We start from the raw sequence: 26049 nt of genomic DNA on the forward strand, positions 1-26049 counted from the left end.
AGTTAACCTGTTGTCGCTTGAGGCACTTTGTCAGATAATAGGTGGCTTTTTTTGTTACAGGTCGAATGATGACTGACTATTTATTGCTCTTTATCGGTACAGTTCTGGTAAATAACTTCGTCCTGGTGAAGTTCCTTGGGCTGTGCCCGTTTATGGGCGTTTCCAAAAAACTGGAAACCGCTATGGGAATGGGGCTGGCGACAACCTTCGTGATGACGCTGGCATCTATTTGCGCCTGGCTTATCGACACCTGGATCCTCATCCCGCTGGATTTAGTCTACCTGCGCACGCTGGCCTTTATTCTGGTCATTGCTGTGGTCGTCCAGTTCACAGAAATGGTGGTACGTAAAACCAGCCCGGCGCTGTATCGTCTGCTGGGTATTTTCCTGCCGCTGATCACCACCAACTGCGCGGTGCTCGGCGTCGCGTTGCTGAACATCAACCTCGGCCACAATTTTCTGCAATCGGCGCTGTACGGTTTCTCCGCCGCCGTAGGCTTCTCGCTGGTGATGGTGCTCTTCGCTTCCATTCGCGAGCGCCTGGTCGTTTCCGACGTGCCCGCCCCTTTCCGCGGTAACGCCATCGCGTTAATTACCGCCGGTTTAATGTCGTTGGCCTTTATGGGCTTTAGTGGGTTGGTGAAGTTGTAATGATGACCTTCTGGATTGCTGTCGCTGCAATCAGCCTGTTAGGGCTGATTTTTGGCGTCATTCTCGGTTACGCCTCACGCCGTTTTGCCGTTGAGGACGACCCGGTAGTCGAAAAAATTGATGAACTGCTGCCGCAAAGCCAGTGTGGCCAATGCGGCTACCCGGGCTGCCGTCCGTATGCTGAGGCGGTGAGTAACGGGGAGAAAATTAACTGCTGCGCGCCTGGCGGTGAAGCCGTCATGTTGAAAATCGCCGAGCTACTGAACGTCGACCCGCAGCCTATCGGCGGCGGTGAAGCTGTGGCAGAGCCGGTGCGTATGCTGGCGGTTATTGATGAAAATAACTGTATCGGCTGCACCAAGTGCATTCAGGCCTGCCCGGTGGATGCCATCATTGGTGCCACGCGCGCCATGCACACCGTGGTGAGCGACCTGTGTACCGGCTGCAATTTGTGTGTCGCCCCGTGCCCCACTCAGTGTATTGAATTACGCCCGGTAGAAACGACCACCGAAAGCTGGAAATGGGACCTGCACACGATCCCGGTACGAATTATTCCTGTGGAACACCATGCTTAAGCTATTCTCCGCCTTCAGAAAAGACAAGATCTGGGATTTCGACGGGGGCATTCACCCGCCAGAGATGAAAACGCAATCTAACGGCACACCACTGCGCCAGATACCGCTTGCCCAGCGTTTTGTGATCCCTCTGAAGCAGCATATCGGCGCCGAAGGCGAACTGTGCGTTCAGCCTGGCGATCGCGTCCTGCGCGGCCAGCCGCTGACCCGCGGTTGGGGTCGGATGCTGCCCGTTCATGCGCCAACCTCAGGTACGGTTGTCGCCATTGAACCACATGCGACGGCGCATCCTTCTGCGCTGCCGGAAATGAGCGTCATCATTGATGCCGACGGTGAAGACCGGTGGATAACCCGCGACGGCTGGCATGATTACAAAAATCACAGCCGCGAAGCGTTGATTGAACGTATTCACCAGTTTGGCGTGGCTGGTTTAGGCGGCGCGGGCTTCCCGACCGGTACTAAACTGCGTGGTGGTGGCGATAAGATTGAGACGTTAATCATCAACGCCGCCGAATGCGAGCCGTACATTACGGCTGACGATCGCCTGATGCAGGACTGCGCTGCGCAGATCGTCGAAGGTATCCAGATTCTGGCGCACATTTTGCAGCCGCAGCAGGTGCTGATTGGCATCGAAGATAACAAGCCGCAGGCTATCTCAATGATGCGCGCAGTGCTTGCAGGCTGCCACGGCATAAGTTTGCGCGTCATTCCAACCAAATACCCCTCCGGCGGCGCGAAACAGCTGACGCAGATTTTGACCGGTAAGCAGGTGCCGCACGGTGGACGTTCTTCCGATATTGGCATCCTGATGCAAAACGTCGGGACGGCCTACGCGGTGAAGCGTGCAGTGATCGACGGCGAGCCGCTGACCGAACGCGTGGTAACGCTGACCGGCGAATCGGTTTCGCTGCCGGGCAACGTCTGGGCGCGTCTCGGTACGCCGGTCAAACACCTGCTGAGCCACGCGGGATTCTGCCCGACCAGCGATCAGATGGTGATTATGGGCGGCCCGCTGATGGGCTTTACTCTGCCCTGGCTCGACGTTCCGGTGGTGAAAATCACCAACTGTCTGCTGGCCCCGTCGGCTGCGGAAATGGGCGAACCCGAAGAGGAAAAAGGTTGTATCCGCTGTAGTGCCTGTGCTGACGCCTGCCCGGCGGACCTCCTGCCGCAGCAGCTTTACTGGTTCAGCAAAGGTCAGCAGCACGATAAGGCCACCGCCCATAATCTGTCAGACTGCATCGAGTGCGGCGCCTGCGCATGGGTGTGTCCGAGCAGTATTCCGCTGGTGCAGTATTTCCGTCAGGAAAAGGCGGAAATCAACGCCATCCGCCAGGAAGAACAGCGCGCCGCCGAAGCGAAAGCCCGTTTCGAAGCGCGCCAACAGCGACTTGAACGTGAGAAAGTCGCCCACGAAGAACGCCATAAAAAAGCGGCCGTGCAGCCGACCGTCAGGGACCAGGACGCTATTCATGCCGCCCTGGCGCGAGTGCGTGAAAAACAGCAGCAGGCAACGCAGCCGATTGTCATTCAATCCGGCTCACTGCCGGATAACAGCGCTGTTACTGCCGGGCGCGAAGCGCGTAAAGCGCAGGCTCGCGCAGCGCAGGCGGAGAAACGTCAAAGCGCTAATGATGTCATCGATCCACGCAAAGCCGCCGTCGAGGCGGCGATTGCACGAGCAAAAGCCCGTAAAGCTGAAACGCAGCCAGAAGTCGATGTGACAGAGGCCAGCAGCGACCCGCGTAAAGCGGCGGTTGAAGCAGCCATCGCCCGTGCCAAAGCACGAAAAGCGGCGCAGTCAGCGGACACCGTACCGGTTGTCAGCGAGAGCGACACCGTTGACCCGCGTAAAGCCGCGGTTGAAGCTGCCATCGCGCGCGCCAAAGCGCGCAAAGCGGCACAATCAGCGGACACCGTGCCGGTTGTCAGCGAGAGCGACACCGTTGACCCGCGTAAAGCCGCGGTTGAAGCTGCCATCACGCGCGCCAAAGCACGAAAAGCAAAGCAGTCAGTGGACACGGTACCGGTTGTCAGCGAGAGCGACACCGTTGACCCGCGTAAAGCCGCGGTTGAGGCCGCTGTCGCCCGTGCCAAAGCGCGTAAAGCGGCGCACAGCGCTGTTAGCGAACCCGCCGCCAACGACGATCCCCGCAAAGCCGCCGTTGCTGCTGCTATTGCCCGTGTTCAAGCCAGGAAAGCCGCTCAGGCCGTTAACGAGGATTAAATGGTTTTCAAGATCGCAAGTTCCCCTTACACCCACAACCATCGCCAGACATCGCGCATTATGATGCTGGTGATCGTCGCCGCCCTGCCCGGTATTCTGGTGCAGAGCTGGTTTTTCGGCTGGGGAACCTTTATTCAGCTCATCCTGGCGATTGTGACCGCCTGGCTTGCCGAAGCGCTGGTCCTGCGCCTGCGCAAACAAAATATTCCCCGAACGCTTGCGGATAACTCGGCGCTGCTGACCGGCTTACTGCTGGCCATCAGTATTCCCCCTTTCGCACCTTGGTGGATGGTTGTCCTGGGCACGGCCTTCGCCGTCATTATTGCTAAACAGCTGTATGGTGGACTGGGACAGAACCCGTTTAACCCCGCGATGATTGGCTACGTGGTTCTGCTGATCTCCTTCCCGGTTCAGATGACCTCCTGGCTGCCGCCGCACGGCGTTGCTGCCGCGACGCCGGGTTTTATGGACGCGGTGCAGATGATCTTTACCGGTCACACCGTCTCGGGTCAGGATATGAATGCCCTGAAGTTGGGTATTGATGGCATCAGCCAGGCAACACCATTGGATACCTTCAAAACCTCTCGTCATGCCGGCCAGTCGGTAGAAGAGATTCTGAACGCAGCCATTTATCACGGCGCGCTGGCTGGCGTGGGCTGGCAGTGGGTGAACCTCGCCTACCTTGCTGGCGGCCTGTTCCTGCTATGGCAGAAAGCGATTCGCTGGCATATCCCGGTGAGTTTTCTGCTGAGTCTGGCGGTCTGCGCAACGCTCGGCTGGCTGCTTCATCCGGACGACCTTGCTTCACCACAGATACATCTGCTGTCGGGTGCGACCATGCTAGGCGCCTTTTTCATTCTGACCGACCCGGTGACCGCTTCGACGACCAATCGTGGACGTCTGATCTTTGGTGCGCTGGCGGGCCTGCTGGTGTGGCTGATTCGCAGCTTCGGCGGCTATCCGGACGGCGTCGCCTTTGCCGTGCTGCTGGCTAACATTACGGTACCGCTGATCGACTACTACACGCGCCCGCGCGTTTACGGACACCGCTGAGGATAACGATGTTAAAAACCATGCGTAAACACGGTGTCACGCTGGCGCTATTCGCTGCAGGTTCTACCGGGCTCACCGCAGCGATCAACCAGTTAACCAAGCACACCATTGATGAGCAGGCAGAGAAGCAGCAAAATGCGCTGTTCCAGCAGGTCATTCCCGCTGACAGCTATAATAATTCGCTGCTAAAGAGCTGCTTTGTCGTCGATGCCCCAGAACTGGGGAAAGGCACACACAAAATCTATATTGCCCGCAAGGACGATAAACCGGTGGCCGCAGTCATTGAAGCCACCGCTCCAGACGGTTATTCCGGGGCGATTCAACTGCTGGTCGGCGCCGACTTCAGCGGCACCGTGCTGGGCACGCGCGTCACCGAGCATCATGAAACCCCGGGGCTGGGGGACAAAATTGAACTCCGCCTCTTCGACTGGATTACCTTCTTCAGCGGGAAGAAAATCGCTGGCCCGGACGACAGCCAATGGGCGGTAAAAAAAGACGGTGGGCAATTTGATCAGTTTACCGGTGCGACGATTACCCCCCGCGCGGTGGTCAATGCGGTGAAACGCGCCGGATTGTATGCTCAAACGCTGCCGAATCAACTGTCGCAACTGCAAGCCTGTGGAGAGTAAATCATGAGCGAGGTTAAAGAGGTTATTGTCCAGGGGCTCTGGAAAAACAACTCCGCGCTGGTTCAGCTGCTGGGCATGTGCCCACTCCTGGCGGTCACCTCTACCGCCACCAACGCTTTGGGACTGGGCCTGGCAACCACGCTGGTGCTGACACTGACCAACCTGGCCATCTCCAGCCTGCGCCGCTGGACGCCAGCAGAAATTCGTATCCCTATCTACGTGATGATTATCGCGTCGGTGGTGAGCGCCGTACAGATGCTGATCAACGCCTACGCCTTCGGCCTGTATCAGTCTCTCGGTATCTTCATCCCATTGATCGTCACTAACTGTATCGTGGTTGGGCGTGCGGAAGCCTTTGCCGCCAAAAAAGGCCCGGCGCTGTCGGCGCTGGACGGTTTTGCTATTGGTATGGGGGCCACCTGCACGATGTTCGTGCTGGGTTCAATCCGCGAACTGCTGGGCAATGGCACCCTCTTTGACGGCGCTGACGGCCTGCTTGGTAGTTGGGCTAAGGTATTGCGTATTGAAGTGTTCCACACCGATACCCCCTTCCTGCTGGCGATGCTGCCGCCTGGCGCCTTTATCGGCCTTGGCATGCTGCTGGCTATCAAATACCTGATTGACGAACGGACAAAACAACGCCGCGCGCAGGCCGTTGGCGCAGCAAACGCAGACGTTGATACCGCAGAGAAAGCCTGATGAATAAAGCAAAACGGCTGGAAATTTTGAGTCGCCTACGGGACAACAACCCGCATCCGACCACAGAACTGAATTTCACCTCACCTTTTGAACTGCTGATTGCAGTGCTGCTTTCAGCGCAGGCCACCGACGTCAGCGTTAACAAAGCGACAGCTAAGCTATACCCCGTCGCCAACACGCCGCAGGCGATGCTGGATCTCGGCGTAGACGGTGTGAAGGAGTACATCAAAACCATCGGTCTGTTTAACAGCAAGGCAGAAAACGTGATTAAAACCTGCCGAATGTTGCTTGAACTGCACGGCGGAGAGGTTCCGGAAGACCGGGCGGCGCTGGAAGCGCTGCCCGGGGTAGGACGTAAAACGGCCAACGTGGTGCTCAACACCGCCTTCGGCTGGCCGACCATCGCCGTCGACACGCATATTTTCCGCGTCTGCAACCGCACTAACTTCGCGCCGGGTAAAAACGTTGAGCAAGTTGAAGATAAGCTACTGAAGGTGGTTCCCGCCGAGTTCAAGGTTGACTGCCATCACTGGCTGATATTGCATGGTCGCTACACCTGCATCGCCCGCAAGCCGCGCTGTGGTTCCTGTCTCATCGAAGATCTCTGTGAATATAAAGAGAAAACCGAGCTTTAATTCATGTCTGGCTGCGTGGCAAGTCAACGCCACGCCTGCCTCTCCTCACTCAAGCAGCGTTTAATCCCATATAATTATTCAGTATTTGGCACTTTTAGCGCTTATATAACGCTTTGGCAGGTTAAATACGTCATCGCGAGCGAAAATTTCTATACAAACGCTGACGAAAACATCCGGGCAACATAATGTTGCATTTATGTTTCTTTACGTAGAAAACGACGCCATCATCGCAATGCCTCACTTACAGAGCACAAGATGATCATCCAGCAATTTTTCAGAATCTAGCCTATATCACTACTTTTAAGCGCCATCAGCAGAAGATATGGTTACGTTACGCGTTTCGCCCTACTTTATCAGAAGAATAAACCATCAATTTTTAAACAGTGAAATTTAACGCTAAATAACATTTGCAAAGACGGTTGATTGTACCAGACTTTTTATTTGTAACAGAGTATTGCAAAAGCCTTGTCTGAAGGCGCAGGATAGTGAACATTACTTGCCGTTTCCCTCCAGAATAACTATAAGGCGGGTGCCAAAAAGAGCATCTCCGCCCAGTACACCCCCCATGAAATGGGATGTAAATAAGAGGTATATGTGTCTACTGCAAACAAAAAACCAACGGAAAGCGTTAGCTTAAACGCCTTCAAACAACCTAAAGCGTTCTATCTCATCTTCTCTATCGAGTTGTGGGAGCGTTTTGGTTTCTACGGCCTTCAGGGCATCATGGCCGTTTACCTGGTGAAACAGCTGGGTATGTCCGAAGCGGACTCCATTACTCTGTTCTCTTCCTTCAGTGCTCTGGTTTACGGTCTGGTTGCTATCGGCGGCTGGCTGGGCGATAAAGTGCTGGGGACAAAACGCGTTATCATGCTGGGCGCCGTCGTTCTCGCCATCGGCTATGCTTTAGTCGCATGGTCAGGCCACGACGCCGGTATCGTTTATATGGGCATGGCGGCGATTGCCGTGGGTAACGGCCTGTTCAAAGCCAACCCATCCTCCCTGCTCTCTACCTGCTATGCCAAAGACGACCCGCGTCTGGACGGTGCATTTACGATGTACTACATGTCCGTCAACATCGGTTCGTTCTTCTCTATGCTGGCAACGCCATGGCTGGCAGCTAAGTACGGCTGGAGCACCGCGTTCGCGCTGAGCGTCGTCGGTATGCTGATCACCGTTGTGAACTTCGCCTTCTGCCAGCGTTGGGTTAAACAGTACGGTTCCAAACCTGACTTCGAGCCGACTAACTACCGCAATCTGCTGCTGACCATCGTTGGTGTCGTTATCCTGATCGCTATCGCGACCTGGCTGCTGCACAACCAGGGCATCGCACGTATGGTTCTGGGCGTTATCGCACTGGGCATCATCATTATCTTCGGTAAAGAAACCTTCTCCATGACCGGTGCGCCGCGTCGTAAGATGATTGTGGCCTTTATCCTGATGCTCGAAGCGATCATCTTCTTCGTGCTGTACAGCCAGATGCCGACCTCACTGAACTTCTTCGCGATTCGTAACGTTGAACACTCTATTCTGGGTATCGCGTTCGAACCGGAACAGTATCAGGCGCTGAACCCGTTCTGGATCATCATTGGTAGCCCGATTCTGGCCGCTATCTACAACAAAATGGGCGACACCCTGCCGATGCCGACCAAATTCGCGATTGGTATGGTGCTGTGCTCCGGTGCGTTCCTGATTCTGCCGCTGGGCGCGAAATTCGCCACCGACGCAGGTATCGTTTCCGTTAACTGGCTGATCATCAGCTACGGCCTGCAGAGCATCGGCGAACTGATGATCTCTGGTCTGGGTCTGGCAATGGTTGCACAGCTGGTTCCGCAGCGTCTGATGGGCTTCATCATGGGTAGCTGGTTCCTGACTACCGCAGGCGCAAACATCATCGGCGGCTATGTCGCTGGCATGATGGCGGTGCCGGAAAACGTAACCGACCCGGTGATGTCTCTGGAAGTGTATGGCCGCGTGTTCCTGCAGATTGGCGTTGTCACTGCCGTTATCGCCGTGCTGATGCTGCTGACGGCACCGAAACTGAACCGTATGACTCAGGACGACTCAAAGCCTGCTGCTGACGGTAAAGTCGCTTCCGCATAATGTCATCGGGAAACGAATAATTTTGGGCCGCTGACGTATGTTAGCGGCTTTTTTTTTATCTGCGCAGGCACTAACATACTTTCATATCCATTGGCCGCCCTTCTGCCAACGGACAACAAAAATAATCATAGTCTGAAGGAGTTACCCATGAAATTGTTCTACAAACCCGGCGCCTGTTCCCTCGCATCGCACATCACGCTGCGGGAAAGCGGAAAGGATTTCACGCTGATCGGCGTCGATCTGATGCACAAACGTATGGAAAACGGTGACGATTTCCTGAAGGTCAACCCGAAAGGCCAGGTTCCCGCCCTGCTGTTGGACGACAATACCCTGCTGACTGAAGGCGTGGCGATCATGCAGTATCTCGCCGATAGCGTCGCGGACCGTCAACTGCTGGCGCCGGTCGGCAGCATTAACCGCTACAAGACGCTGGAGTGGCTGAACTTCATCGCCACCGAGCTACACAAAGGCTTTACCCCTCTGTTCCGCCCGGATACGCCGGAAGACTACAAACCGACGGTTCGTGCGCTGTTGGACAAAAAGCTGGCCTATATTGATGAGTCGCTGGCTGGCGCACAGTGGATTAGCGGTTCTCGCTTTACCATTGCCGATGCTTACCTGTTTACCGTACTGCGCTGGGCGTTCGCCGTGAAGATGGATATGGCGGGGTATCAGAATATTGCGGACTATATGGCTCGCGTTGCGGCGCGTCCGGCAGTTGCCGCGGCGCTGGCGGCGGAAGGGTTGAAATAATCGTCCCCGGCAGTTAATTTCGCCTCGTCCGGGCTACATTGCGCGTGCAGATATGCGAACGTAGCCCGACAAAATGCGCCAGGTTACAGTTGCGTGGCGCTAAAGCAGTGCTCTGGCTTCGCAATCAGGTCCTGTGCCGCAACGACCTGCAGCTCGTACTCACCCATCGTTTTAGTCGTCAGCATAATCTCATACACCGCCGCCGTCACATGCTCAAGTGCATCGCGCAGCGTTGCCCCCTGTAAGAGCTTAACCAGCAACAGCCCGCTGGTGACGTCGCCAACGCCAACCGGATGGCGAGAGCCAAAATCAATGAGCGGACGACTGATGTGCCATGCGGCATCGGCGGTCACCAGCAGCATCTCAAAACGATCGGAGCTGTAGCCTGCGCGCGCCAGATGTTTAACCAGTACAATCTCCGGCCCCAGGGCAATCAGCTCGCGAGCCGCGCTGACGGCTTCACTCACGTTTTGGACTTCGTGGCCTGAGAGGATCTCCAGCTCAACCAGGTTCGGCGCGATAATATCGCTAGCCGGCAGCGCATAGCGTTTGTGGAACTCCGCCACGCCGGGCGCCACGATGCAGCCTTTTTCCGGATGGCCCATTACCGGATCGCAGAAATATTTCGCCTGCGGGTTCGCCGCTTTGACCTGACGCACAATGCCGAGGATATGCTCGCCCTGCTCCGCAGAGCCAAGATAGCCGCTCAGCACCGCGTCACAGCGCTTAAGCTGATCGATAGCCGCAATGCCCTGCACAATCTCCGTCAGATGCGCAGGCGGCATCACACAGCCCGTCCATTGACCATATTGGGTGTGATTGGAAAACTGCACGGTATTCAGCGGCCAGACGTTGGCACCGAGGCGACGCATAGGAAATTCCGCGGCGCTGTTGCCGGCATGCCCGAAAACAACGTGGGATTGAATGGCGAGGATGTTGTTCATTGGTTCTACTCAGACGACATAAAAAGAAGGGGGCGTAGTTTCCCACGCCCCCCTGTTTCTGAAAATTACTTCCAGCAGATCAAACAGTAATTCTTCTTACCGCGACGTAACAAGGTGTAACGCCCGAACAGAATATCGCTGTCTTTGAAGAAATATTCCGGGTCAGCCTGTTTCTCACCGTTGATGGTGACCGCATTGGAGGCAATGGTCTTACGCGCCTGCCCACGAGACGGCTGAAGCTCAGAGTCTACCAGCGCCTGCATCAGGTCGGCGCCTTTTTCCATCTCAACCATCGGTACGCCGTCCTGCGCCAGCTGCTCGAAGTCAGCTTCGCTCAACGCGCTCAGAGAACCGCTGAACAGGCTCTCGGTGATGCGTTTTGCCGCCACCAGGCCTTCTTCGCCGTGAACCAGACGGGTGACCTGCTCGGCCAGTACATACTGGGCACGTGGGGCTTTGCCGCTGTTTTTGTCTTCTTCTTCCAGCGCATTGATCTCTTCAATGTCCATGAAGGTGAAGAACTTCAGGAAGCGGTAAACGTCAGCATCCGCGGTGTTGATCCAGAACTGATAGAATTTGTACGGGCTGGTTTTCTTCGGATCCAGCCAGACTGCGCCGCCTTCGGTCTTGCCGAACTTGGTGCCATCCGCTTTAGTGATCAGCGGAACGGTGAGGCCAAACACCTGATTCTGATGCAGACGACGGGTCAGGTCGATACCGGAGGTGATGTTACCCCACTGGTCGGAACCGCCGATCTGCAGCGCCACGCCGTGCAGTTTATTCAGGCAGGCAAAGTCATAGCCCTGCAGCAGGTTGTAGGAGAACTCGGTAAAGGAAATACCCTGGTCGTCACGATTCAAACGCTGCTTCACGGCTTCTTTGTTAATCATCTGATTAACGGAGAAGTGCTTGCCGATGTCGCGCAGGAAGGTCAGTACGTTCATGCCGCCAAACCAATCATAGTTGTTCGCGGCAATTGCGGAGTTGTCGCCGCAGTCGAAATCGAGGAACGGTGCAACCTGTTTGCGAATTTTATCTACCCACTCCTGCACGGTGTCTTCGGTGTTCAGCTTACGCTCGGCGGCTTTAAAGCTCGGGTCGCCAATCAGACCGGTGGCGCCGCCCACCAGCGCAACAGGCTTATGGCCCGCCTGCTGGAAGCGTTTGAGGCATAACAATGGAACAAGATGCCCCAAATGCAAGCTGTCAGCGGTAGGATCGAAGCCACAATAGAGCGCGATCGGGCCTTGCGCCAGTCGCTCTGCTAACGCTACCTCGTCCGTTACCTGGGCAACTAGCCCCCGCTCTTGCAGTTGTTTAATCAAGTTACTGCTTGCCATCAAATTCTCCATGTATATACGACTGCACCTATGCCGGTACACGACTTTTCGCCAGACGCGAAAGCTCTATAGAATAAAGCGCTGACGCCCTCAGCGCTAGCGCTTAAAACAACAAATTTGGGGGTTTACGGCGCCAGTCGGTCGATTTTCCACGCGCCTTCTTCACGTTGGTATAAAAAACGGTCGTGAAGACGATGTTCACCGCCCTGCCAGAACTCCATCTGCTCAATGGATACGCGGAAACCGCCCCAGAAACTCGGCAAAGGCACTTCGCCCTGCTGGAATTTCTGCTTCAGCTCAAGGAATTTGCTTTCGAGGATCCCGCGCGCAGAAATGCGGCTGGACTGTTTGGAAACCCAGGCGCCAATCTGACTGTCGCGCGGGCGGCTGTGGAAATACTTTACCACTTCAAGTGTCGACAGGGGTTCCGCCTTGCCAATCACCATCACCTGACGCTCCAGCATATGCCACGGAAACAGCAGGCTAATACGCGGATTCTTCTCCAGTTGGTGCGCTTTGCGGCTCCCCAGGTTGGTGTAAAACACCAGCCCTTTTTCGTCGTAGTGCTTCAGCAAAACGATTCGCTGATACGGCTGACCATTTTCATCAACCGTCGCCACCACCATGGCCGTCGGATCGGCTAACTTTGCCTCGCAGGCCTGAGAGAGCCAGCGCTCAAAAAGCGGCAGAGGTTCAGCAGGAAGGTCGTGGCGACGCAGGCCGCCACGGGTGTACTCTCGGCGCAGATGCGCAATTTGCTGTAGTTCGTCGTTGTCAGACATGGCGTTTGGACTAGTCATCATTGGGTGACGTTATTGTGCGCCGCTCGCCTGAAAATCTCAACGTTTGGGATTTTGTAACTGACAGTTATTCAGCACGATACGGTCACGTTTGTAGACGGTCGCCTCGTTGCCTTTCGACCAAAAGACATAAATACCGTCGGTATAGCGTGCACCGGAAGCCGAGACGCCCTGCGCCAGATTGAGCTGCTGGTTGTCATAAATGAAGCTCACCTGCTGGCGCGGGTTATTGAGATGCACCGTCAACGGTTTTTCATCGCACTGGTATTCCAGCGTGTCAGTTTGCATCCGCTCCATAAATTGGTTGTAGGCGCTACAGCCGGAGAGCATCAAAGGGAGGGCAACAATAAGCAATTTTTTCATATTTTCTGAGCCTTTAGACATTCCTGGTCAAGGAGTGATTGTCCCACTCCCATTTTGCTTAAGTCTATCGGCCCAGTGTAAAAGAAGATGTCAGTTAACTCTTATTCTTCTGCGGGTTTGCGGGAAAAATCGCCCCAAGTACCGTCGCTTGCGATGCGCCGGTGACCGACGGGAGATTCCCCGGTAGACCCGCGACCGTACGCCACGCCAACCACGCAAAAGCCAGCGCTTCCATATCGTCACCGCTAATACCGTATTCATCGGTCGTCGCGACCTCGGTACCGGCCAACAAGCCCGCAAGACGAGCCATCACCAGCGGGTTACGGCTCCCCCCACCACAGACCAGAAGGCGCTCACAGCCGCCGCTGAGCAGAACCTGCTCGCTGATAGTCACCGCCGTGAGTTCGGTCAGGGTGGCCTGCACATCCTGAGGTCGCAGCCCAGGATAACGCGCCAGAAACCGCGCCAGCCAGCCATAGTTGAAGTACTCGCGACCGGTGCTTTTCGGTGCCGGAGCGGCAAAATAAGGATCGCTCAGCATGTCCTGTAACAAAGGTAAAATCACTTTTCCCTCGTTGGCCCACTGTGCGTCTTTGTCATACGGTTTGCCAAGACTGCGCCAAATCCAGGCATCCATCAGCATATTCCCCGGCCCGGTGTCAAAGCCGCGCACCGGCTGGCCAGGAATCAGAAGGGAGAGATTGGCGATCCCGCCAATATTCAAAATCATGCGCCTTTCGCTGACATGTGCCAGTAGCGCCTGGTGGAACGCTGGCACCAGCGGCGCCCCCTGCCCACCCAGCGCCATATCGCGACGACGAAAATCGCCCACCACGCTGACGCCGGTTCGCGCGGCAATGACGTTGTTATCGCCAATTTGCATAGTATGTGGCGCATCGCCAGTCGGCTCATGCCACACGGTTTGCCCATGGCAGCCAATCGCCACAATATCGTGCGCCGCCAGCTTCTCCTGAGACATCAGCGCCAGAACGGCATCCGCAAAAAGATTCCCGAGACGGTTATCCAACTGCCCAAGCTGCGAGAGCGTTAACGGCTGCCCCTGGCATATGGCCAACACCGCCTCTTTCACCGCGATGGGTATCGGCCAGGAAAGACTCGCCAGCTGCGTTACGCTATGTTCATCAATGACCGCCAGCACCACATCGACACCATCAAGGCTGGTCCCTGACATTACGCCAATATACCGTCCGGATTTCATACGCCGTCCTTAGTCAGCTATGCAAAGTTAACACTCCAGCATAAAGTGCCACGTAATGCTATTAACCAATAAAATTTTTTAACAATAAAGGTCTCATTTTTCGTGAGAACGTCAGGAGTGACGCTGTTTTCCTTGCGTTTATCGTTGGTTAAGTCAGGATGGTTTATTATGATTAATAATGAATGCGGAATATATGACCGCCCCGATCAAATACCATATAATTGTTTAGTACGGATGCTCATAAGAGCAATTCTTAGTGAACTGGAGATTCATAATGATGTTACGTGTATTGGCTGTTTCAATGATTGGTTTATCCCTGGCCGGATGTGTCAACAACAGCGGTTTGTCAGGTGATGTTTACTCTGCATCCGAAGCGAAACAGGTTCAGAACGTCACCTACGGTACCATCGTACACGTTCGTCCGGTACAAATTCAGGGTGGCGATGACAGCAACGTGATTGGCGCTATCGGCGGTGCCGTACTGGGTGGCTTCCTGGGTAACACCGTTGGCGGCGGTACCGGTCGTTCTCTGGCCACCGCAGCGGGTGCTGTCGCGGGTGGCGTAGCCGGTCAGAGCGTTCAGGGTGCAATGAATAAAACTCAGGGCGTTGAACTGGAAATTCGTAAAGATGACGGCAACACCATCATGGTGGTGCAGAAACAGGGTGATACTCGCTTCTCTGCTGGTCAGCGCGTCGTGATGGCGAGCAACGGCCGACAGGTCACTGTGTCTCCGCGTTAATGTTCTCCGGGTACGCGTTTGCAACAAGCGCGTACCCATACTCCTGCCTTTATTCCTCCCTCATTAATATTCATACGACAAATATATAATAGTTATTCATCCTATCTATTATTTGCGCACGGACAATATTTCTTTACGTGAAATCAATTAAACTCGAATTTTATAGGGCCAGGATGCCCCGTTGCTTGCAGTGCTTAGCGTACACAGGACTCATATATGCTTTTAAAATTCCCCCTGCAGCGTTTTTTGATTTATATCACAATTTGCTTAATTGGCATTCTGTTACTCAATCACTTTTCTAATGTTTTTATTCGCCATGTTCCGGCAATTGCACCTATTCTTTTTCCCACGCTGACGATGTTCCTGATGGTTTTCCATACCATGATTGCGGTTTTCATGGTGATGAAATACTTCTGCGATCTTCGGCGTCTCTATCTGATGGCGATAGCCTGCGCCTTCGCTAGCTCAGCGGTGCTGATGCTGGGTACGCTAAACAGCTATCCTACGTGGTTCCTGTGCGGTTCATCAGATAATATTAACTATAATGATGCGCTAATATTTTATTTCTTCCGCAATATCATTATGGCGGTATTGTTTATTACTTCCGTAGTGCTGTACGCGGTAAAATCGCGTGACATGCACAGTATACGAAATCATATTTTTATCTTATGCGGGGTGTTTGGGTTCGCCATTGCTATGCTGGTATTATCGTGGTTCTACTCCAGCCATGATTCTTTATTGAGCGTCAAACTGGTTGATAATAATACTTACCAATACAGCGAAATTTGGAACAATATTGTCAACTGGGCATTAGTTATAATATGGCTGATGACGCTAATGACACTTATCTTTACGACACAGCTAAACAACATTTTCTGGTACAGTGGAGCATTCTTCTGCGCTTGTTATATCTTTACCCTGCTTGTCCTGATGTCCGGGCAGGATACCGCCAGCTACAGCTGGTATCAGGCACGGTTGTTCGAAACCATCTCCACCCTGTTCCTGATTTTTGTCCTGTTCTGCGACGTGTTTACCCTTTATCGTCAGTCCAACACCAAGTATCTCAACTCATACCAGAACTCGATCCGCGACCCTTTGACGCGCCTGTTTAATCGCAGCTACTTCTATGACTCGTTTACCGCCCTTCAGCCGACGATCGCTAACGGCCATCCGGTGTCGGTTATTGTCAGCGATCTGGACCACTTCAAGCGTATAAATGATAAATACGGCCATCTGCAGGGGGATAAAGTCATTCAGTTTGTCGCCAGAGTGCTGCAGGACTCTGTGCGTCAGAACGATGTGGCGGCGCGTATCGGTGGCGAAGAGTTTGCGCTATTGCTGGTCAATACCTCGCCGGAGGTGGCTCGCACGATTGCGGAACGTATCCGCCTGGCCATCAGTCAGCATGATAATAGCAGCAGCAATGCACAGCTGCCGGAGTCAATCACTATCAGTATGGGGGTGTTTACCGCCACCGATCTGTCGGTGCCGGTCGAAGAGTGTGTACGCCGCGCCGATGAAGCCATGTACCGCGCGAAAGCGGCCGGACGAAACCGGGTTGTTGTCTGGGAGTAAGCGAAAAAAACCCGCGAAGTTCGCGGGTTTTTCATATCAATCGCGGGATTGCAGTTCGATAATATTCTGCTCCAGCTTACGAATAAGCGTGATAAGCATCTCAAGCTCCTCGGCGGAGATACCTGCCAGAATATCGCCGCGCGTGTGGCTGATAACTGCCTCCATTTCTTCAATCAGCGGCTCAGCCTTCTCCGTTAACTTAATGCGTTTAGCACGACGGTCGTTGGCGCAGGTCTGGCGAGATATCAGTCCCTTCTCTTCCAGCTGATCCAGCGTTCGGACAAGAGACGGCTGCTCAATACCGATCGCTTTAGCCAGTTGGATTTGCGACTGCTCGGGCGGAAGCTGATGGATATTATGCAGCGTGACCCAGTGCGTCTGCGTGAGTTCCAGAGGTTTGAGGCGATGGTCAATCAGAGCACGCCAAATGCGCACCAACCGTGCCAGATCAGAACCTAGTGGCGATTCCAATTTCATCTCCTTATAATTAGCTTGCTAAGTTATTATACTGATTTTAGAATAGTGTGCAGTAATTAAATTAGCAAAACAAATGTATTGCCACGTGCACGCAAACCAGAGCTATGCATTACACTGTTTCAAATCATGTGATTTTATGTCAAAACACGACACACTATCGAGCTATAACTCTTCAATTGCAAAGGATTTCTGCTTGTGAAGTTGATTCTCCACATACCGGGACTGCCTCTACAAGACCTCGTCGTCGGTGCTTCAATTTATTTTCCCCCTGTATTTAAGGCTGTCCTTCTCGGCTTCCTGTTCTGGCTGATTCTGCACCGTCTTTTACGCGACTGGATGTACGCTGGCGATATCTGGCACCCGCTGTTAATGGATCTCTCTTTCTTCGCGCTTTCGGTTTGCTTTGCGCTACTGCTACTGGTCTTGTGGTGATCACATCCAATGAAAAAATTAAAATATTTCTCAACGCTGCTGATTGCTGCCCTGGCGATTATCGCCGTCTGGCTGGTGTGGAACTACTACATGCAATCCCCGTGGACGCGCGACGGGAAAATCCGCGCTGAGCAGGTTGATATCACGCCGCAGGTATCGGGAAGTATTCTGAGTCTGAACATCAAGGACAACCAGTACGTGAAAGCCGGCGACGTACTGTTTGAGATAGACCCGACGCCGTGGAAAATCGCCATCATGAATGCGGAAGCGAAAGTGGCGAAAGCTCAGTCTGACCTGCTGCGCGCAAAACATGAAGTTGAACGCCGCCGCGGTCTGTCGCAAAACTTCATCTCAGCCGAAGATATCGATACCGTCAATATCGCGCTAAAAGTGGCGCAGGCGAATGCGGATGCCGCCAAAGCCGAACTGGAGCACGCGCGTTGGCAGCTATCGCAAACGGAAGTCAAGGCGCCGGTTGACGGCTGGGTCACGAATCTGACGACACGCGTCGGTAACTATGCTGCCGTCGGGCACCCGGTTTTTGCGCTGATTGATAGCCACTCCTTCTACGTCGTTGGCTATTTTGAAGAGACGAAGCTCCGTCATATTCGTGAAGGCGATCGCGCGGATATCGTTTTATACAGTGATGATAAAAAGTTACAGGGTCACGTATCCAGTATTGGTCGTGCGATCCATGACCAGAGTCTGGCCACCGATGGCAAGCTGGTTGCGGATATCAAACCAACTATCCCCTGGGTGCGTCTGGCCCAGCGCGTACCGGTGCGTATTGAACTCGGCGCGTTACCGGCTGACACGGTACTGGTCGCGGGTACCACCTGCACCGTCTCCATTGCGAGTGACCGACAATGACCCTTCCGGCGATGACCTGGAAGTCACTGCCCTGGTTTAAAGCGACGCCGCCGCAATGGCGTTATGCGCTGCGTAACGCCATTGCCATGTGCCTGGCGCTGAGTTTCGCCTATTGGCTGGATCTTGATGAGCCTTACTGGGCGATGACCTCCGCGGCCGTGGTCAGTTTCCCTACCGTCGGTGGCGTCATCAGCAAAAGCCTCGGGCGCATCGCCGGCAGTTTGCTGGGAGCAGGCGCTGCGCTGATTATCGCAGGACACACGCTCACCGACCCGTGGCTCTTTCTGTTTTCGATGTCCGGCTGGCTCGCGCTCTGCACCTGGGCGTGCGCGATGTACACCAACAACGTTGCCTACGCTTTTCAGCTCGCCGGCTATACCTGTGCCATTATCGCGTTCCCGATGATAAACGTCATCGACGCCACAAAACTGTGGGAAATTGCCCAGGCGCGCGTCTGTGAAGTGATCGTCGGTATTTTATGCGGCGGGCTGATGATGATGATTTTACCCAGCACCTCCGACGGTACCACGCTGCTCAGCGCGCTGAAAAATATGCACGCACGGCTACTGGAACACGCCAGTATGCTGTGGCAACCGGTCACGACCGATGCCATTCGTAGCGCGCATCAGAGCGTCATCGCGCAGATCCTGACCATGAACCTGCTGCGTATTCAGGCATTCTGGAGCCACTATCGGCTGCGTCGGCAGAATAAGTTATTAAACTATCTGCTCCATCAACAGTTGCGTCTGACGAGTGTAATTTCCAGCCTGCGTCGCCTGATGCTCAACTGGCCCAATGCCCCGCAGAAATTACGGCCGATACTGGAGTCTCTGCTGCAGGCGCTGGCCAAACCCGATTGCGATGCCTACACCGTCGCACGTATCATCGCCCCGCTCGCGCCAACCGACCCGCAAGACTATCGCCATCATGCATTCTGGAGCCGACTCCGCTATTTTTGTCGCCTCTATCTGACCACCAGCCACTGGCTGTTACGGCTGGAAAACGCGACCGCAATCAGCGAATTTACCGTTCCCGCCGCTCCGGCTTTGATGCGTCACACCGACCACGCCGAAGCGGCCTGGAGTGGAATTCGCACCTTCTTTGCCCTCGTTAGCGTGGGTGCCTTAAGCATCAGCACACAATGGGAATCCGGCGCGGCGGCGCTCACGCTGGCAGCCATCTGCTGCGTCTTGTACTCCAACGTTCCTTCACCGTTCAGCTCGCTGACGCTGCTGATGCGCACGCTGATTCTGCTATCCATCTTTAGCTTCGGCGTCAAATTTGGCCTGATGGTGCAAATCAGCGACCTGTGGCAATTTATGTTGTTCCTGTTCCCACTGCTGTTGACGATGCAATTGTTGAAGCTGCAAATGCCGAAACAGGCGCGACTCTGGGGATCGCTGATCGTTTTCATGGGTTCGTTTATCGCCGTCACCAACCCGCCGGTCTACAATTTTGGCGATTTTCTCAATGATAACCTCGCGAAAATTATCGGCGTAGGGTTGGCATGGCTGGCTTTCGCCGTGCTCACGCCTGCGTCCGACGCGCGCAAAAGTCGCCGCCATATTCGTGCGTTACGCCGTCACTTTGTTGACCAACTCAGTCGCCACCCTTCCAGCAGCGAGCACGAGTTCGAATCGCTGGTGTACCATCACGTGAGCCAGTTGAGCGCCAGCCAGGATGAACCGGCGCGGCGCTGGCTGCTGCGTTGGGGGGTGGTACTGCTGAACTGTTCGCACGTGGTGTGGCAGCTGCGCGGCTGGGAATCACGATCGGACCCGCTATCTCAGGTGCGAGATATGTGCATTAGCTTATTGCGTGATGTCCTGAGCGAGCGCGGCGTTCAGCAACGCCCGCTAGCCGCCACGCTTGAGGAACTCCAGCGCATTTGCCAAACCCTCTCCCATCACCACCAGCCAGCGGCAGTCGAGCTGGCATCGATTCTCTGGCGACTGTATTGCTCACTCTCGCAGCTGGAGACGGCACCGGCTCCCGGCACGCTGACCGAGCAAACGGCATAAGGTAAAGATGAGATAGCCCGGCACAGCCGGGCTATAAAGGGGAATATTACGGAACGTCGTAACCCAGCGCCGCTTTACGAATGCGGAACCACTGCTGGCGCGTCATGTCGAGAGACTGCGCAACGATCGCCGAGCGCACGCGCTCAATTTTGCCGGAACCGATAATCGGCAACGGCTGCGACGGCAGGCGCATTACCCACGCATAGACCACCTGCTCGATGCTGCCCGCGTTCAGCTCGTTCGCCACCTTCGCCAGCTCGTCGCGCAGCGGCTGGAACTCCTCGTCATTAAATAAACGACCGCCCCCCAGGCATGACCAGGCCATCGGACGGATACGCAGCTGTTGTAGCTGATCGAGCGTGCCATCCAGCAGCGCTGGCTGGTGAATCGGCGAAATCTCAACCTGATTTGTCGCCAGAGTAAAGGGCAGCCGCGATTGCAGCAGCGCGAACTGCGCAGGCGTAAAGTTAGAGACGCCGAAATGACGTACTTTGCCACTCTGGTGCAATGCGGTGAACGCCTGCGCGACTTCGTCCGCATCCATCAGCGGGTCCGGGCGGTGGATCAGCAGCAGATCGATCGCATCCGTCGCCAGATTGCGCAGCGACTGCTCAGCGCTATGAATGATATGGTTACGATCGGTAATGTAGTGACCAAGCGCATGCTCTGGCTTGGCGGTGGTGGCAATACCGCACTTGGTGACAATCTCCATGCGCTCGCGCAGATGCGGCGCCAGCTTCAGCGCTTCGCCAAACGCTGCTTCGCACTGATAGCCTCCATAGATATCCGCGTGATCGACGGTCGTCACGCCGAGATCCAGGTGCTCCTCAATAAAACTCACCAACTGGCGCGGGGACATGTTCCAGTCCATCAGACGCCAGTAGCCCATCACGAAACGTGAAAATTCCGGGCCCTGAGGCGCCAGGGTAATACGTTGAACCATAAACACTTCCTCAATGGAAAAATTTCGATCGAGTATACGCACTTTTGTGCTTAAAACAGTGAGGGCTGCTGAGGTTCTTCCGCGTCGGGCGCTTTACCTGCGCGCAATTTGCGCAGTAGCCGCTGGCGGCATAGCCGCAGCACCTCCTGTTTTTGCGCATCGCTCATATTCTGCCAGTGAAAACGCTCATCGCGGCTACGAAAACAGCCACGGCAGAAACCACGTTCATCCGACTGACAAATTCCCCGGCACGGACTTTGAACCGGGAAAAACTCCAGTTGCTCCGCCACCTTAGCCCCCTCTTTACCTCGTCATCCCTTCATTGAAGACGTTTAATTCACCGGGCGCAACTTTTCTCCCTTGTGATGCGGGCCCGACGGCATTTTCAAAAATTCATTTGCATTAGACCAATCGGTCTATTACAGTGCCAACCATGAGCAAATTGATTGAACATGATACCCGTGAACACATTCTGGCTACCGGCGAGCGTCTTTGCATGCACCGCGGTTTTACCGGAATGGGCCTGAGCGAACTCCTGAAAACGGCAGAAGTGCCCAAGGGCTCGTTTTATCACTATTTTCGTTCAAAAGAGGCGTTTGGCGTGGCCATGCTGGACCGGCATTTTGCCGACTATCACCAGCGGCTGGTGCAGCACTTTACGCAGGGCGCGGGAAACTACCGCGATCGCCTGCTGAACTACTATCAGCATACGCTCGAACAGTTTTGCCAGCAGGGGTTGATCAGCGGTTGTTTGACCGTGAAACTCTCTGCTGAAGTGTGCGATCTTTCCGAAGATATGCGCGCTGAAATGAACAAAGGCGCCAGCCAGATTATGGTTTTGCTGGCACAAGCGCTGGAAAATGGCCGCCGTGAAGGCTGCCTGACGTTCAACGGCGAAGCCGAAACCACCGCCCAGGTGCTTTACTCTCTGTGGCTGGGGGCGAATCTGCAGGCGAAAATTTCGCGCAGCTCGGCACCGCTGGAAAGCGCGCTGACGCACGTCAGGAATCTGATTGCCGCGCCGGAGTGATCCCGGCGTTTTTATTTCCCATACCACTAGACGACCGGTCTACTCAGGAGTCACCATGTCGCAAGAAAAACTGTTTACCCCACTGAAAGTGGGTGCGGTTACCGCCCCGAACCGCGTGTTTATGGCCCCGCTGACGCGCCTGCGCAGCATTGTACCGGGCGACATTCCTACTCCGTTGATGGCGGAATACTATCGCCAGCGCGCGAGTTCTGGCTTGATTATCACCGAAGCCACTCAGATCTCCGCTCAGGCTAAAGGCTACCAGGGGGCACCCGGTCTCCACAGCCCAGAGCAAATTGCAGCCTGGCAGAAAATCACCGCTGGCGTTCACGCCGAAGACGGACGTATCGCCGTTCAGCTGTGGCACACCGGCCGTATTTCGCATAACAGCCTGCAGCCAAACGGCGAAGCTCCGGTGGCACCTTCTGCGCTGAGCGCCAATACCCGTACCTCGCTGCGTGACGAAAATGGCCATGCGATTCGCGTCGATACCTCCATGCCGCGCGCGCTGGAGACAGCCGAAATTCCGGGGATCGTCAACGATTTCCGCCAGGCCATTGCCAACGCGCGTGAAGCCGGTTTCGACCTGGTTGAGCTACACTCCGCGCACGGCTACCTGCTGCACCAGTTCCTGTCGCCTTCTTCTAACCACCGTACCGACCAGTACGGCGGCAGCGTTGAGAATCGCGCCCGTCTGGTGCTGGAAGTGGTTGATGCCGGTATTAAAGAATGGGGTGCCGAGCGTATTGGTATCCGCGTCTCGCCGATTGGTACCTTCCAGAACGTCGACAACGGCCCGAACGAAGAAGCCGATGCGTTGTATCTGATTGAAGAGCTGGGTAAACGCGGTATTGCTTACCTGCACATGTCAGAGCCTGACTGGGCCGGCGGCGTGCCGTACAGCGACGCGTTCCGCGAAAAAGTGCGCGCCCGTTTCCACGGCCCGATTATCGGTGCGGGCGCCTATACGCCAGAAAAAGCAGAAGCGCTCATTGAAAAAGGGTTAATCGATGCCGTGGCCTTTGGCCGCGACTACATCGCTAACCCGGACCTGGTTGCTCGTCTGCAGCACAAAGCCGAGCTCAACCCTCAGCGCCCGGAAAGCTTCTACGGCGGCGGAGCGGAAGGTTATACCGATTACCCTACGCTGTGATCCTGCATTGATAGCGGCGGCGTTCCGCCGCTATACTAGTGAGATTATTCATAAGTAAGGACGAGGGATATCATGCGTTTACTGCATACCATGCTGCGCGTCGGCGATCTGCAACGCTCCATTGATTTTTACACCAAAGTTCTGGGCATGAAGCTGCTGCGCACCAGCGAAAACACTGAATACAAGTACTCTCTGGCATTCGTTGGTTACGGCGAAGAGAGCGACGAAGCGGTGATCGAGCTGACCTATAACTGGGGCGTGGATAAATACGAGCTGGGCACGGCCTATGGCCATATCGCCCTGAGCGTCGATAACGCCGCGGAAGCCTGCGAACGCATTCGCCAGAACGGCGGCAACGTGACCCGTGAAGCTGGCCCGGTCAAAGGCGGCACCACGGTGATTGCGTTTGTTGAAGATCCGGACGGTTATAAAATCGAACTGATTGAAGAAAAAGATGCCGGTAAAGGTCTCGGCAACTGATTCTCCTCGGGTGCGGCTGCGCACCCGTTTTTTTACCCGCCTTTCCAAGCCGCGGCAAAATTTGCCATAATGCGCGCTACTTTTTCTGAGTTAAGAGATTCTGATGTCCGACAATGCGCAACTTAATGGTCTATGCGACCGTTTTCGTGGGTTTTATCCTGTAGTCATCGATGTGGAAACTGCCGGATTCAATGCCAAAACGGATGCCCTGCTCGAAATAGCGGCAATTACGTTGAAAATGGATGAGCAAGGCTGGCTGATGCCGGACACCACGTTACACTTCCACGTTGAGCCGTTCGAAGGCGCCAACCTCGAACCGGAAGCGCTGGCGTTTAACGGTATCGACCCCAATAATCCGCTGCGCGGCGCGGTGAGCGAATATGATGCTCTGCATGCCATCTTCAAAATGGTACGTAAAGGCATGAAAGACAGCGATTGTAACCGCGCGATTATGGTGGCGCACAACGCCACTTTCGATCACAGCTTTATGATGGCCGCCGCCGATCGCGCCTCGCTTAAGCGCAATCCGTTCCACCCCTTTGTCACCTTCGACACCGCTGCGCTGAGCGGGCTGGCGCTGGGACAGACGGTATTATCTAAAGCCTGCACCGCCGCCGGTATGAATTTCGACAGCAGCCAGGCCCACTCTGCCCTGTACGATACCGAGCAGACGGCGCTCTTGTTTTGTGAAATCGTTAACCGCTGGAAGCGCCTGGGCGGCTGGCCGCTGCCCATCGCGGCTGACGAGTAGCGGCATAAAAAAAGCGACCCTCGGGTCGCTTTTTTGTTTCAGTACCGGTTAGCCGATTACTCAGCTTTCGGTTCTTCCGCATATTTCGCTGCGGTTTCTTTGATCAGCGGCTGCAGTTCGCCACGCTGATACATTTCAATGATGATGTCGCAACCGCCGACCAGCTCGCCGTCAACCCACAGCTGCGGGAAAGTCGGCCAGTTGGCGTATTTTGGCAGTTCCGCACGAATGTCCGGGTTCTGCAGGATATCAACATAAGCAAAGCGCTCGCCGCAGGCGGACAGTGCCTGAACGGCCTGCGCGGAGAAACCACAGCTTGGCAGCTTCGGGGAACCTTTCATGTACAGCAGGATCGGGTTTTCAGCGATCTGGCGCTGAATTTTTTCAATTGTTTCGCTCATTGTCTTGCTTCCTCAAACTTCTTTTTACGGCAGTAGTGCGCCATTGTAGCGTTTTGCGGCCTGAACAGAAAATTACATTTTATTCACGCCTTACTATTTTATCGTCTGATGGGTAAAGTTGCCTTATCAATATGTGTTTATCGACAGACAGATGAAAAAACTGCTCATTTTTTAACAGAAGCTGTATCAAATGATGTTTTTTTTTGCACTTGCTAACGAAACAGAGTTTTAGAGTGAAAAACACTATTAACATTTCGTGTTTTTATGGATTAGAATCGTTGAGTTTTGTAAACCATACCCAGGCAAGGATATTTAGCCTGCATACTCAGAGGGTTGTTCAGTGGCGCAGATAAAAAAATGGTCGTTCACGCTCTGTGCATTGTTGTTTACATCATTATCCTTCACGCCGTTGGCGCATGCTACAGGGCATGCCAAAACACCCACGGCGCAAAAGTCGCTTCCGGTGAAAGGCAGCGAACGTAAGAAAAAGAATACGGTTAACAAATCCAACACCAAGAAAAAAACCACCACCACCGTTGCTAAGAAAAAATCTACACCGGTTGTCGCTAAAAAAGCGGCCCCGACTTCTCGCAAAACCGCCGCAACGAAAACCACGAAAACCCGCGCGGTGAAAACCGCCAACGTGGTGACCACCTGTAAGACGACGCGTAAAGGCCATAAGAAAACCTGCACCACCAGCCCGGTAGAAACACAACCCACCACAATTGCACAAGCGCATAAGGTTCGTGTCCAGAAAGCGCAGAAAACCGCGATGAACAAGCTGATGGGCCAGTTGGGAAAACCTTATCGTTGGGGAGGAAACTCGCCGCGTACGGGCTTCGATTGCAGTGGGCTGGTTTACTATGCGTATAAAGACCTGGTGAATATCCGAATTCCCCGTACCGCAAACGAAATGTACCACTTACGCGACGCCCGTCCGGTTAATCGTAGCGAGCTGGAAAGCGGCGATTTAGTCTTTTTCCGCACTCAGGGCCGCGGCACCGCCGATCACGTCGGCGTATACGTCGGTAATGGCAAATTTATTCAGTCGCCGCGTACCGGTCAGGACATCCAGATCACATCGCTCAGCGAAGATTACTGGGTCCGCCATTATGTTGGTGCCCGCCGCGTGGTGACCCCGAAGACCATTCGTTAATCACTTACCCCGTTTGTTAATAAACGGGGTA

General features: G+C 54.6%; 28 protein-coding genes. 19 read left to right on the plus strand and 9 right to left on the minus strand.

What is annotated here, in order from left to right; all coding sequences use genetic code 11:
- The first annotated feature begins 68 nt into the window (after nt 1-68).
- From rsxA to gstA, 9 genes are all read left to right on the plus strand, one after another.
- A complete protein-coding gene (gene rsxA / locus M989_RS12350) occupies nt 69-650 on the plus strand; it encodes an electron transport complex subunit RsxA (protein ID WP_064545680.1) in 582 nt (193 codons plus the stop codon).
- Nucleotides 650-1225 (plus strand): electron transport complex subunit RsxB, encoded by a 576-nt coding sequence (rsxB, locus tag M989_RS12355; RefSeq protein ID WP_064545681.1) that lies wholly within the window; start codon nt 650-652, stop codon nt 1223-1225. The genes rsxA and rsxB overlap by 1 nt, the downstream gene beginning before the upstream one ends.
- Entirely contained in the window at nt 1218-3452 is a 2235-nt protein-coding gene (gene rsxC / locus M989_RS12360) for an electron transport complex subunit RsxC (RefSeq protein WP_064545683.1), read from the plus strand. The genes rsxB and rsxC overlap by 8 nt, the downstream gene beginning before the upstream one ends.
- Entirely contained in the window at nt 3453-4505 is a 1053-nt protein-coding gene (gene rsxD, locus M989_RS12365; RefSeq protein ID WP_064545685.1) for an electron transport complex subunit RsxD, read from the plus strand.
- Between the two features lie 8 nt (nt 4506-4513).
- Nucleotides 4514-5134: an electron transport complex subunit RsxG gene (gene rsxG / locus M989_RS12370; RefSeq protein ID WP_064545687.1), complete on the plus strand. Its 621-nt coding sequence runs from the start codon at nt 4514-4516 to the stop codon at nt 5132-5134.
- Between the two features lie 3 nt (nt 5135-5137).
- Nucleotides 5138-5833: an electron transport complex subunit E gene (locus tag M989_RS12375; protein ID WP_064545689.1), complete on the plus strand. Its 696-nt coding sequence runs from the start codon at nt 5138-5140 to the stop codon at nt 5831-5833.
- A complete protein-coding gene (gene nth / locus M989_RS12380; protein WP_064545690.1) occupies nt 5833-6468 on the plus strand; it encodes an endonuclease III in 636 nt (211 codons plus the stop codon). Before M989_RS12375 ends, nth begins: the two co-directional genes overlap by 1 nt.
- A gap of 594 nt (nt 6469-7062) precedes the next feature.
- Nucleotides 7063-8568, plus strand: coding sequence for a dipeptide/tripeptide permease DtpA (gene dtpA, locus M989_RS12385; protein ID WP_064545692.1), 1506 nt, complete (start codon nt 7063-7065; stop codon nt 8566-8568).
- A gap of 147 nt (nt 8569-8715) precedes the next feature.
- Entirely contained in the window at nt 8716-9321 is a 606-nt protein-coding gene (gene gstA / locus M989_RS12390; protein ID WP_064545694.1) for a glutathione transferase GstA, read from the plus strand.
- Between the two features lie 83 nt (nt 9322-9404).
- Here gstA and pdxY read toward each other — a convergent pair whose 3' ends face one another.
- From pdxY to anmK, 5 genes are all read right to left on the minus strand, one after another.
- The gene (pdxY, locus tag M989_RS12395; protein ID WP_064545696.1) at nt 9405-10265 is read right to left on the minus strand and encodes a pyridoxal kinase PdxY; all 861 of its coding nucleotides are present in this window, start codon (nt 10263-10265) and stop codon (nt 9405-9407) included.
- A 65-nt stretch (nt 10266-10330) separates the two neighbouring features.
- A complete protein-coding gene (gene tyrS / locus M989_RS12400) occupies nt 10331-11605 on the minus strand; it encodes a tyrosine--tRNA ligase (RefSeq protein WP_064545698.1) in 1275 nt (424 codons plus the stop codon).
- A 125-nt stretch (nt 11606-11730) separates the two neighbouring features.
- Nucleotides 11731-12387 carry a pyridoxamine 5'-phosphate oxidase gene (gene pdxH / locus M989_RS12405; RefSeq protein WP_064545916.1) on the minus strand — a complete coding sequence of 219 codons (657 nt, stop codon included), beginning with the start codon at nt 12385-12387 and terminating at the stop codon, nt 11731-11733.
- A 57-nt stretch (nt 12388-12444) separates the two neighbouring features.
- A complete protein-coding gene (gene mliC / locus M989_RS12410; RefSeq protein WP_064545700.1) occupies nt 12445-12768 on the minus strand; it encodes a C-type lysozyme inhibitor in 324 nt (107 codons plus the stop codon).
- 94 nt (nt 12769-12862) lie between these two features.
- Entirely contained in the window at nt 12863-13987 is a 1125-nt protein-coding gene (anmK, locus tag M989_RS12415; RefSeq protein ID WP_064545701.1) for an anhydro-N-acetylmuramic acid kinase, read from the minus strand.
- Between the two features lie 274 nt (nt 13988-14261).
- Here anmK and slyB point away from each other — a divergent pair, with 274 nt between their 5' ends.
- Both slyB and M989_RS12425 read left to right on the plus strand, forming a co-directional pair.
- On the plus strand, nt 14262-14729 hold the full coding sequence (gene slyB / locus M989_RS12420) for an outer membrane lipoprotein SlyB (protein WP_064545703.1): 468 nt from the start codon (nt 14262-14264) through the stop codon (nt 14727-14729).
- A gap of 216 nt (nt 14730-14945) precedes the next feature.
- Entirely contained in the window at nt 14946-16304 is a 1359-nt protein-coding gene (locus tag M989_RS12425) for a sensor domain-containing diguanylate cyclase (RefSeq protein ID WP_064545705.1), read from the plus strand.
- A gap of 36 nt (nt 16305-16340) precedes the next feature.
- On the opposite strand, the gene slyA is transcribed toward M989_RS12425, so the two are convergent.
- Nucleotides 16341-16781, minus strand: a complete 441-nt coding sequence (slyA, locus tag M989_RS12430; RefSeq protein WP_064545707.1) for a transcriptional regulator SlyA — start codon at nt 16779-16781, stop codon at nt 16341-16343.
- Between the two features lie 195 nt (nt 16782-16976).
- On the opposite strand from slyA, the gene M989_RS12435 reads away from it, so the two are divergent.
- The 3 genes from M989_RS12435 to M989_RS12445 are packed head-to-tail and all read left to right on the plus strand — an operon-like array spanning nt 16977 to nt 20104.
- Nucleotides 16977-17213: a DUF1656 domain-containing protein gene (locus M989_RS12435; protein ID WP_064545709.1), complete on the plus strand. Its 237-nt coding sequence runs from the start codon at nt 16977-16979 to the stop codon at nt 17211-17213.
- A 9-nt stretch (nt 17214-17222) separates the two neighbouring features.
- On the plus strand, nt 17223-18083 hold the full coding sequence (locus tag M989_RS12440) for an efflux RND transporter periplasmic adaptor subunit (protein ID WP_064545710.1): 861 nt from the start codon (nt 17223-17225) through the stop codon (nt 18081-18083).
- The gene (locus tag M989_RS12445; protein WP_064545712.1) at nt 18080-20104 is read left to right on the plus strand and encodes an FUSC family protein; all 2025 of its coding nucleotides are present in this window, start codon (nt 18080-18082) and stop codon (nt 20102-20104) included. Before M989_RS12440 ends, M989_RS12445 begins: the two co-directional genes overlap by 4 nt.
- A gap of 46 nt (nt 20105-20150) precedes the next feature.
- Here M989_RS12445 and M989_RS12450 read toward each other — a convergent pair whose 3' ends face one another.
- Together M989_RS12450 and M989_RS12455 are read right to left on the minus strand one after the other, a co-directional pair.
- Complete coding sequence (locus M989_RS12450; RefSeq protein ID WP_064545715.1) at nt 20151-21047, minus strand: aldo/keto reductase; 897 nt, start codon at nt 21045-21047, stop codon at nt 20151-20153.
- Nucleotides 21048-21097: 50 nt separating this feature from the next.
- On the minus strand, nt 21098-21337 hold the full coding sequence (locus M989_RS12455; protein WP_064545717.1) for a DUF1289 domain-containing protein: 240 nt from the start codon (nt 21335-21337) through the stop codon (nt 21098-21100).
- A gap of 143 nt (nt 21338-21480) precedes the next feature.
- Here M989_RS12455 and M989_RS12460 point away from each other — a divergent pair, with 143 nt between their 5' ends.
- From M989_RS12460 to rnt, 4 genes are all read left to right on the plus strand, one after another.
- Nucleotides 21481-22077, plus strand: coding sequence for a TetR/AcrR family transcriptional regulator (locus M989_RS12460; protein WP_064545719.1), 597 nt, complete (start codon nt 21481-21483; stop codon nt 22075-22077).
- 55 nt (nt 22078-22132) lie between these two features.
- The gene (gene nemA, locus M989_RS12465; RefSeq protein WP_064545721.1) at nt 22133-23230 is read left to right on the plus strand and encodes an alkene reductase; all 1098 of its coding nucleotides are present in this window, start codon (nt 22133-22135) and stop codon (nt 23228-23230) included.
- Between the two features lie 72 nt (nt 23231-23302).
- Nucleotides 23303-23710, plus strand: a complete 408-nt coding sequence (gene gloA / locus M989_RS12470) for a lactoylglutathione lyase (RefSeq protein ID WP_043000807.1) — start codon at nt 23303-23305, stop codon at nt 23708-23710.
- Between the two features lie 103 nt (nt 23711-23813).
- Nucleotides 23814-24461, plus strand: coding sequence for a ribonuclease T (gene rnt, locus M989_RS12475; RefSeq protein WP_064545723.1), 648 nt, complete (start codon nt 23814-23816; stop codon nt 24459-24461).
- Between the two features lie 56 nt (nt 24462-24517).
- Here rnt and M989_RS12480 read toward each other — a convergent pair whose 3' ends face one another.
- Nucleotides 24518-24862, minus strand: a complete 345-nt coding sequence (locus tag M989_RS12480; RefSeq protein ID WP_035896299.1) for a Grx4 family monothiol glutaredoxin — start codon at nt 24860-24862, stop codon at nt 24518-24520.
- A gap of 340 nt (nt 24863-25202) precedes the next feature.
- Between M989_RS12480 and M989_RS12485 the strand changes: the two genes are divergently transcribed.
- Complete coding sequence (locus M989_RS12485) at nt 25203-26018, plus strand: C40 family peptidase (protein ID WP_064545724.1); 816 nt, start codon at nt 25203-25205, stop codon at nt 26016-26018.
- The last annotated feature ends 31 nt before the right edge of the window (nt 26019-26049 follow it).

It is taken from the genome of Kluyvera georgiana ATCC 51603, from assembly GCF_001654985.1.
In the GTDB taxonomy this organism is placed as follows: domain Bacteria; phylum Pseudomonadota; class Gammaproteobacteria; order Enterobacterales; family Enterobacteriaceae; genus Kluyvera; species Kluyvera georgiana.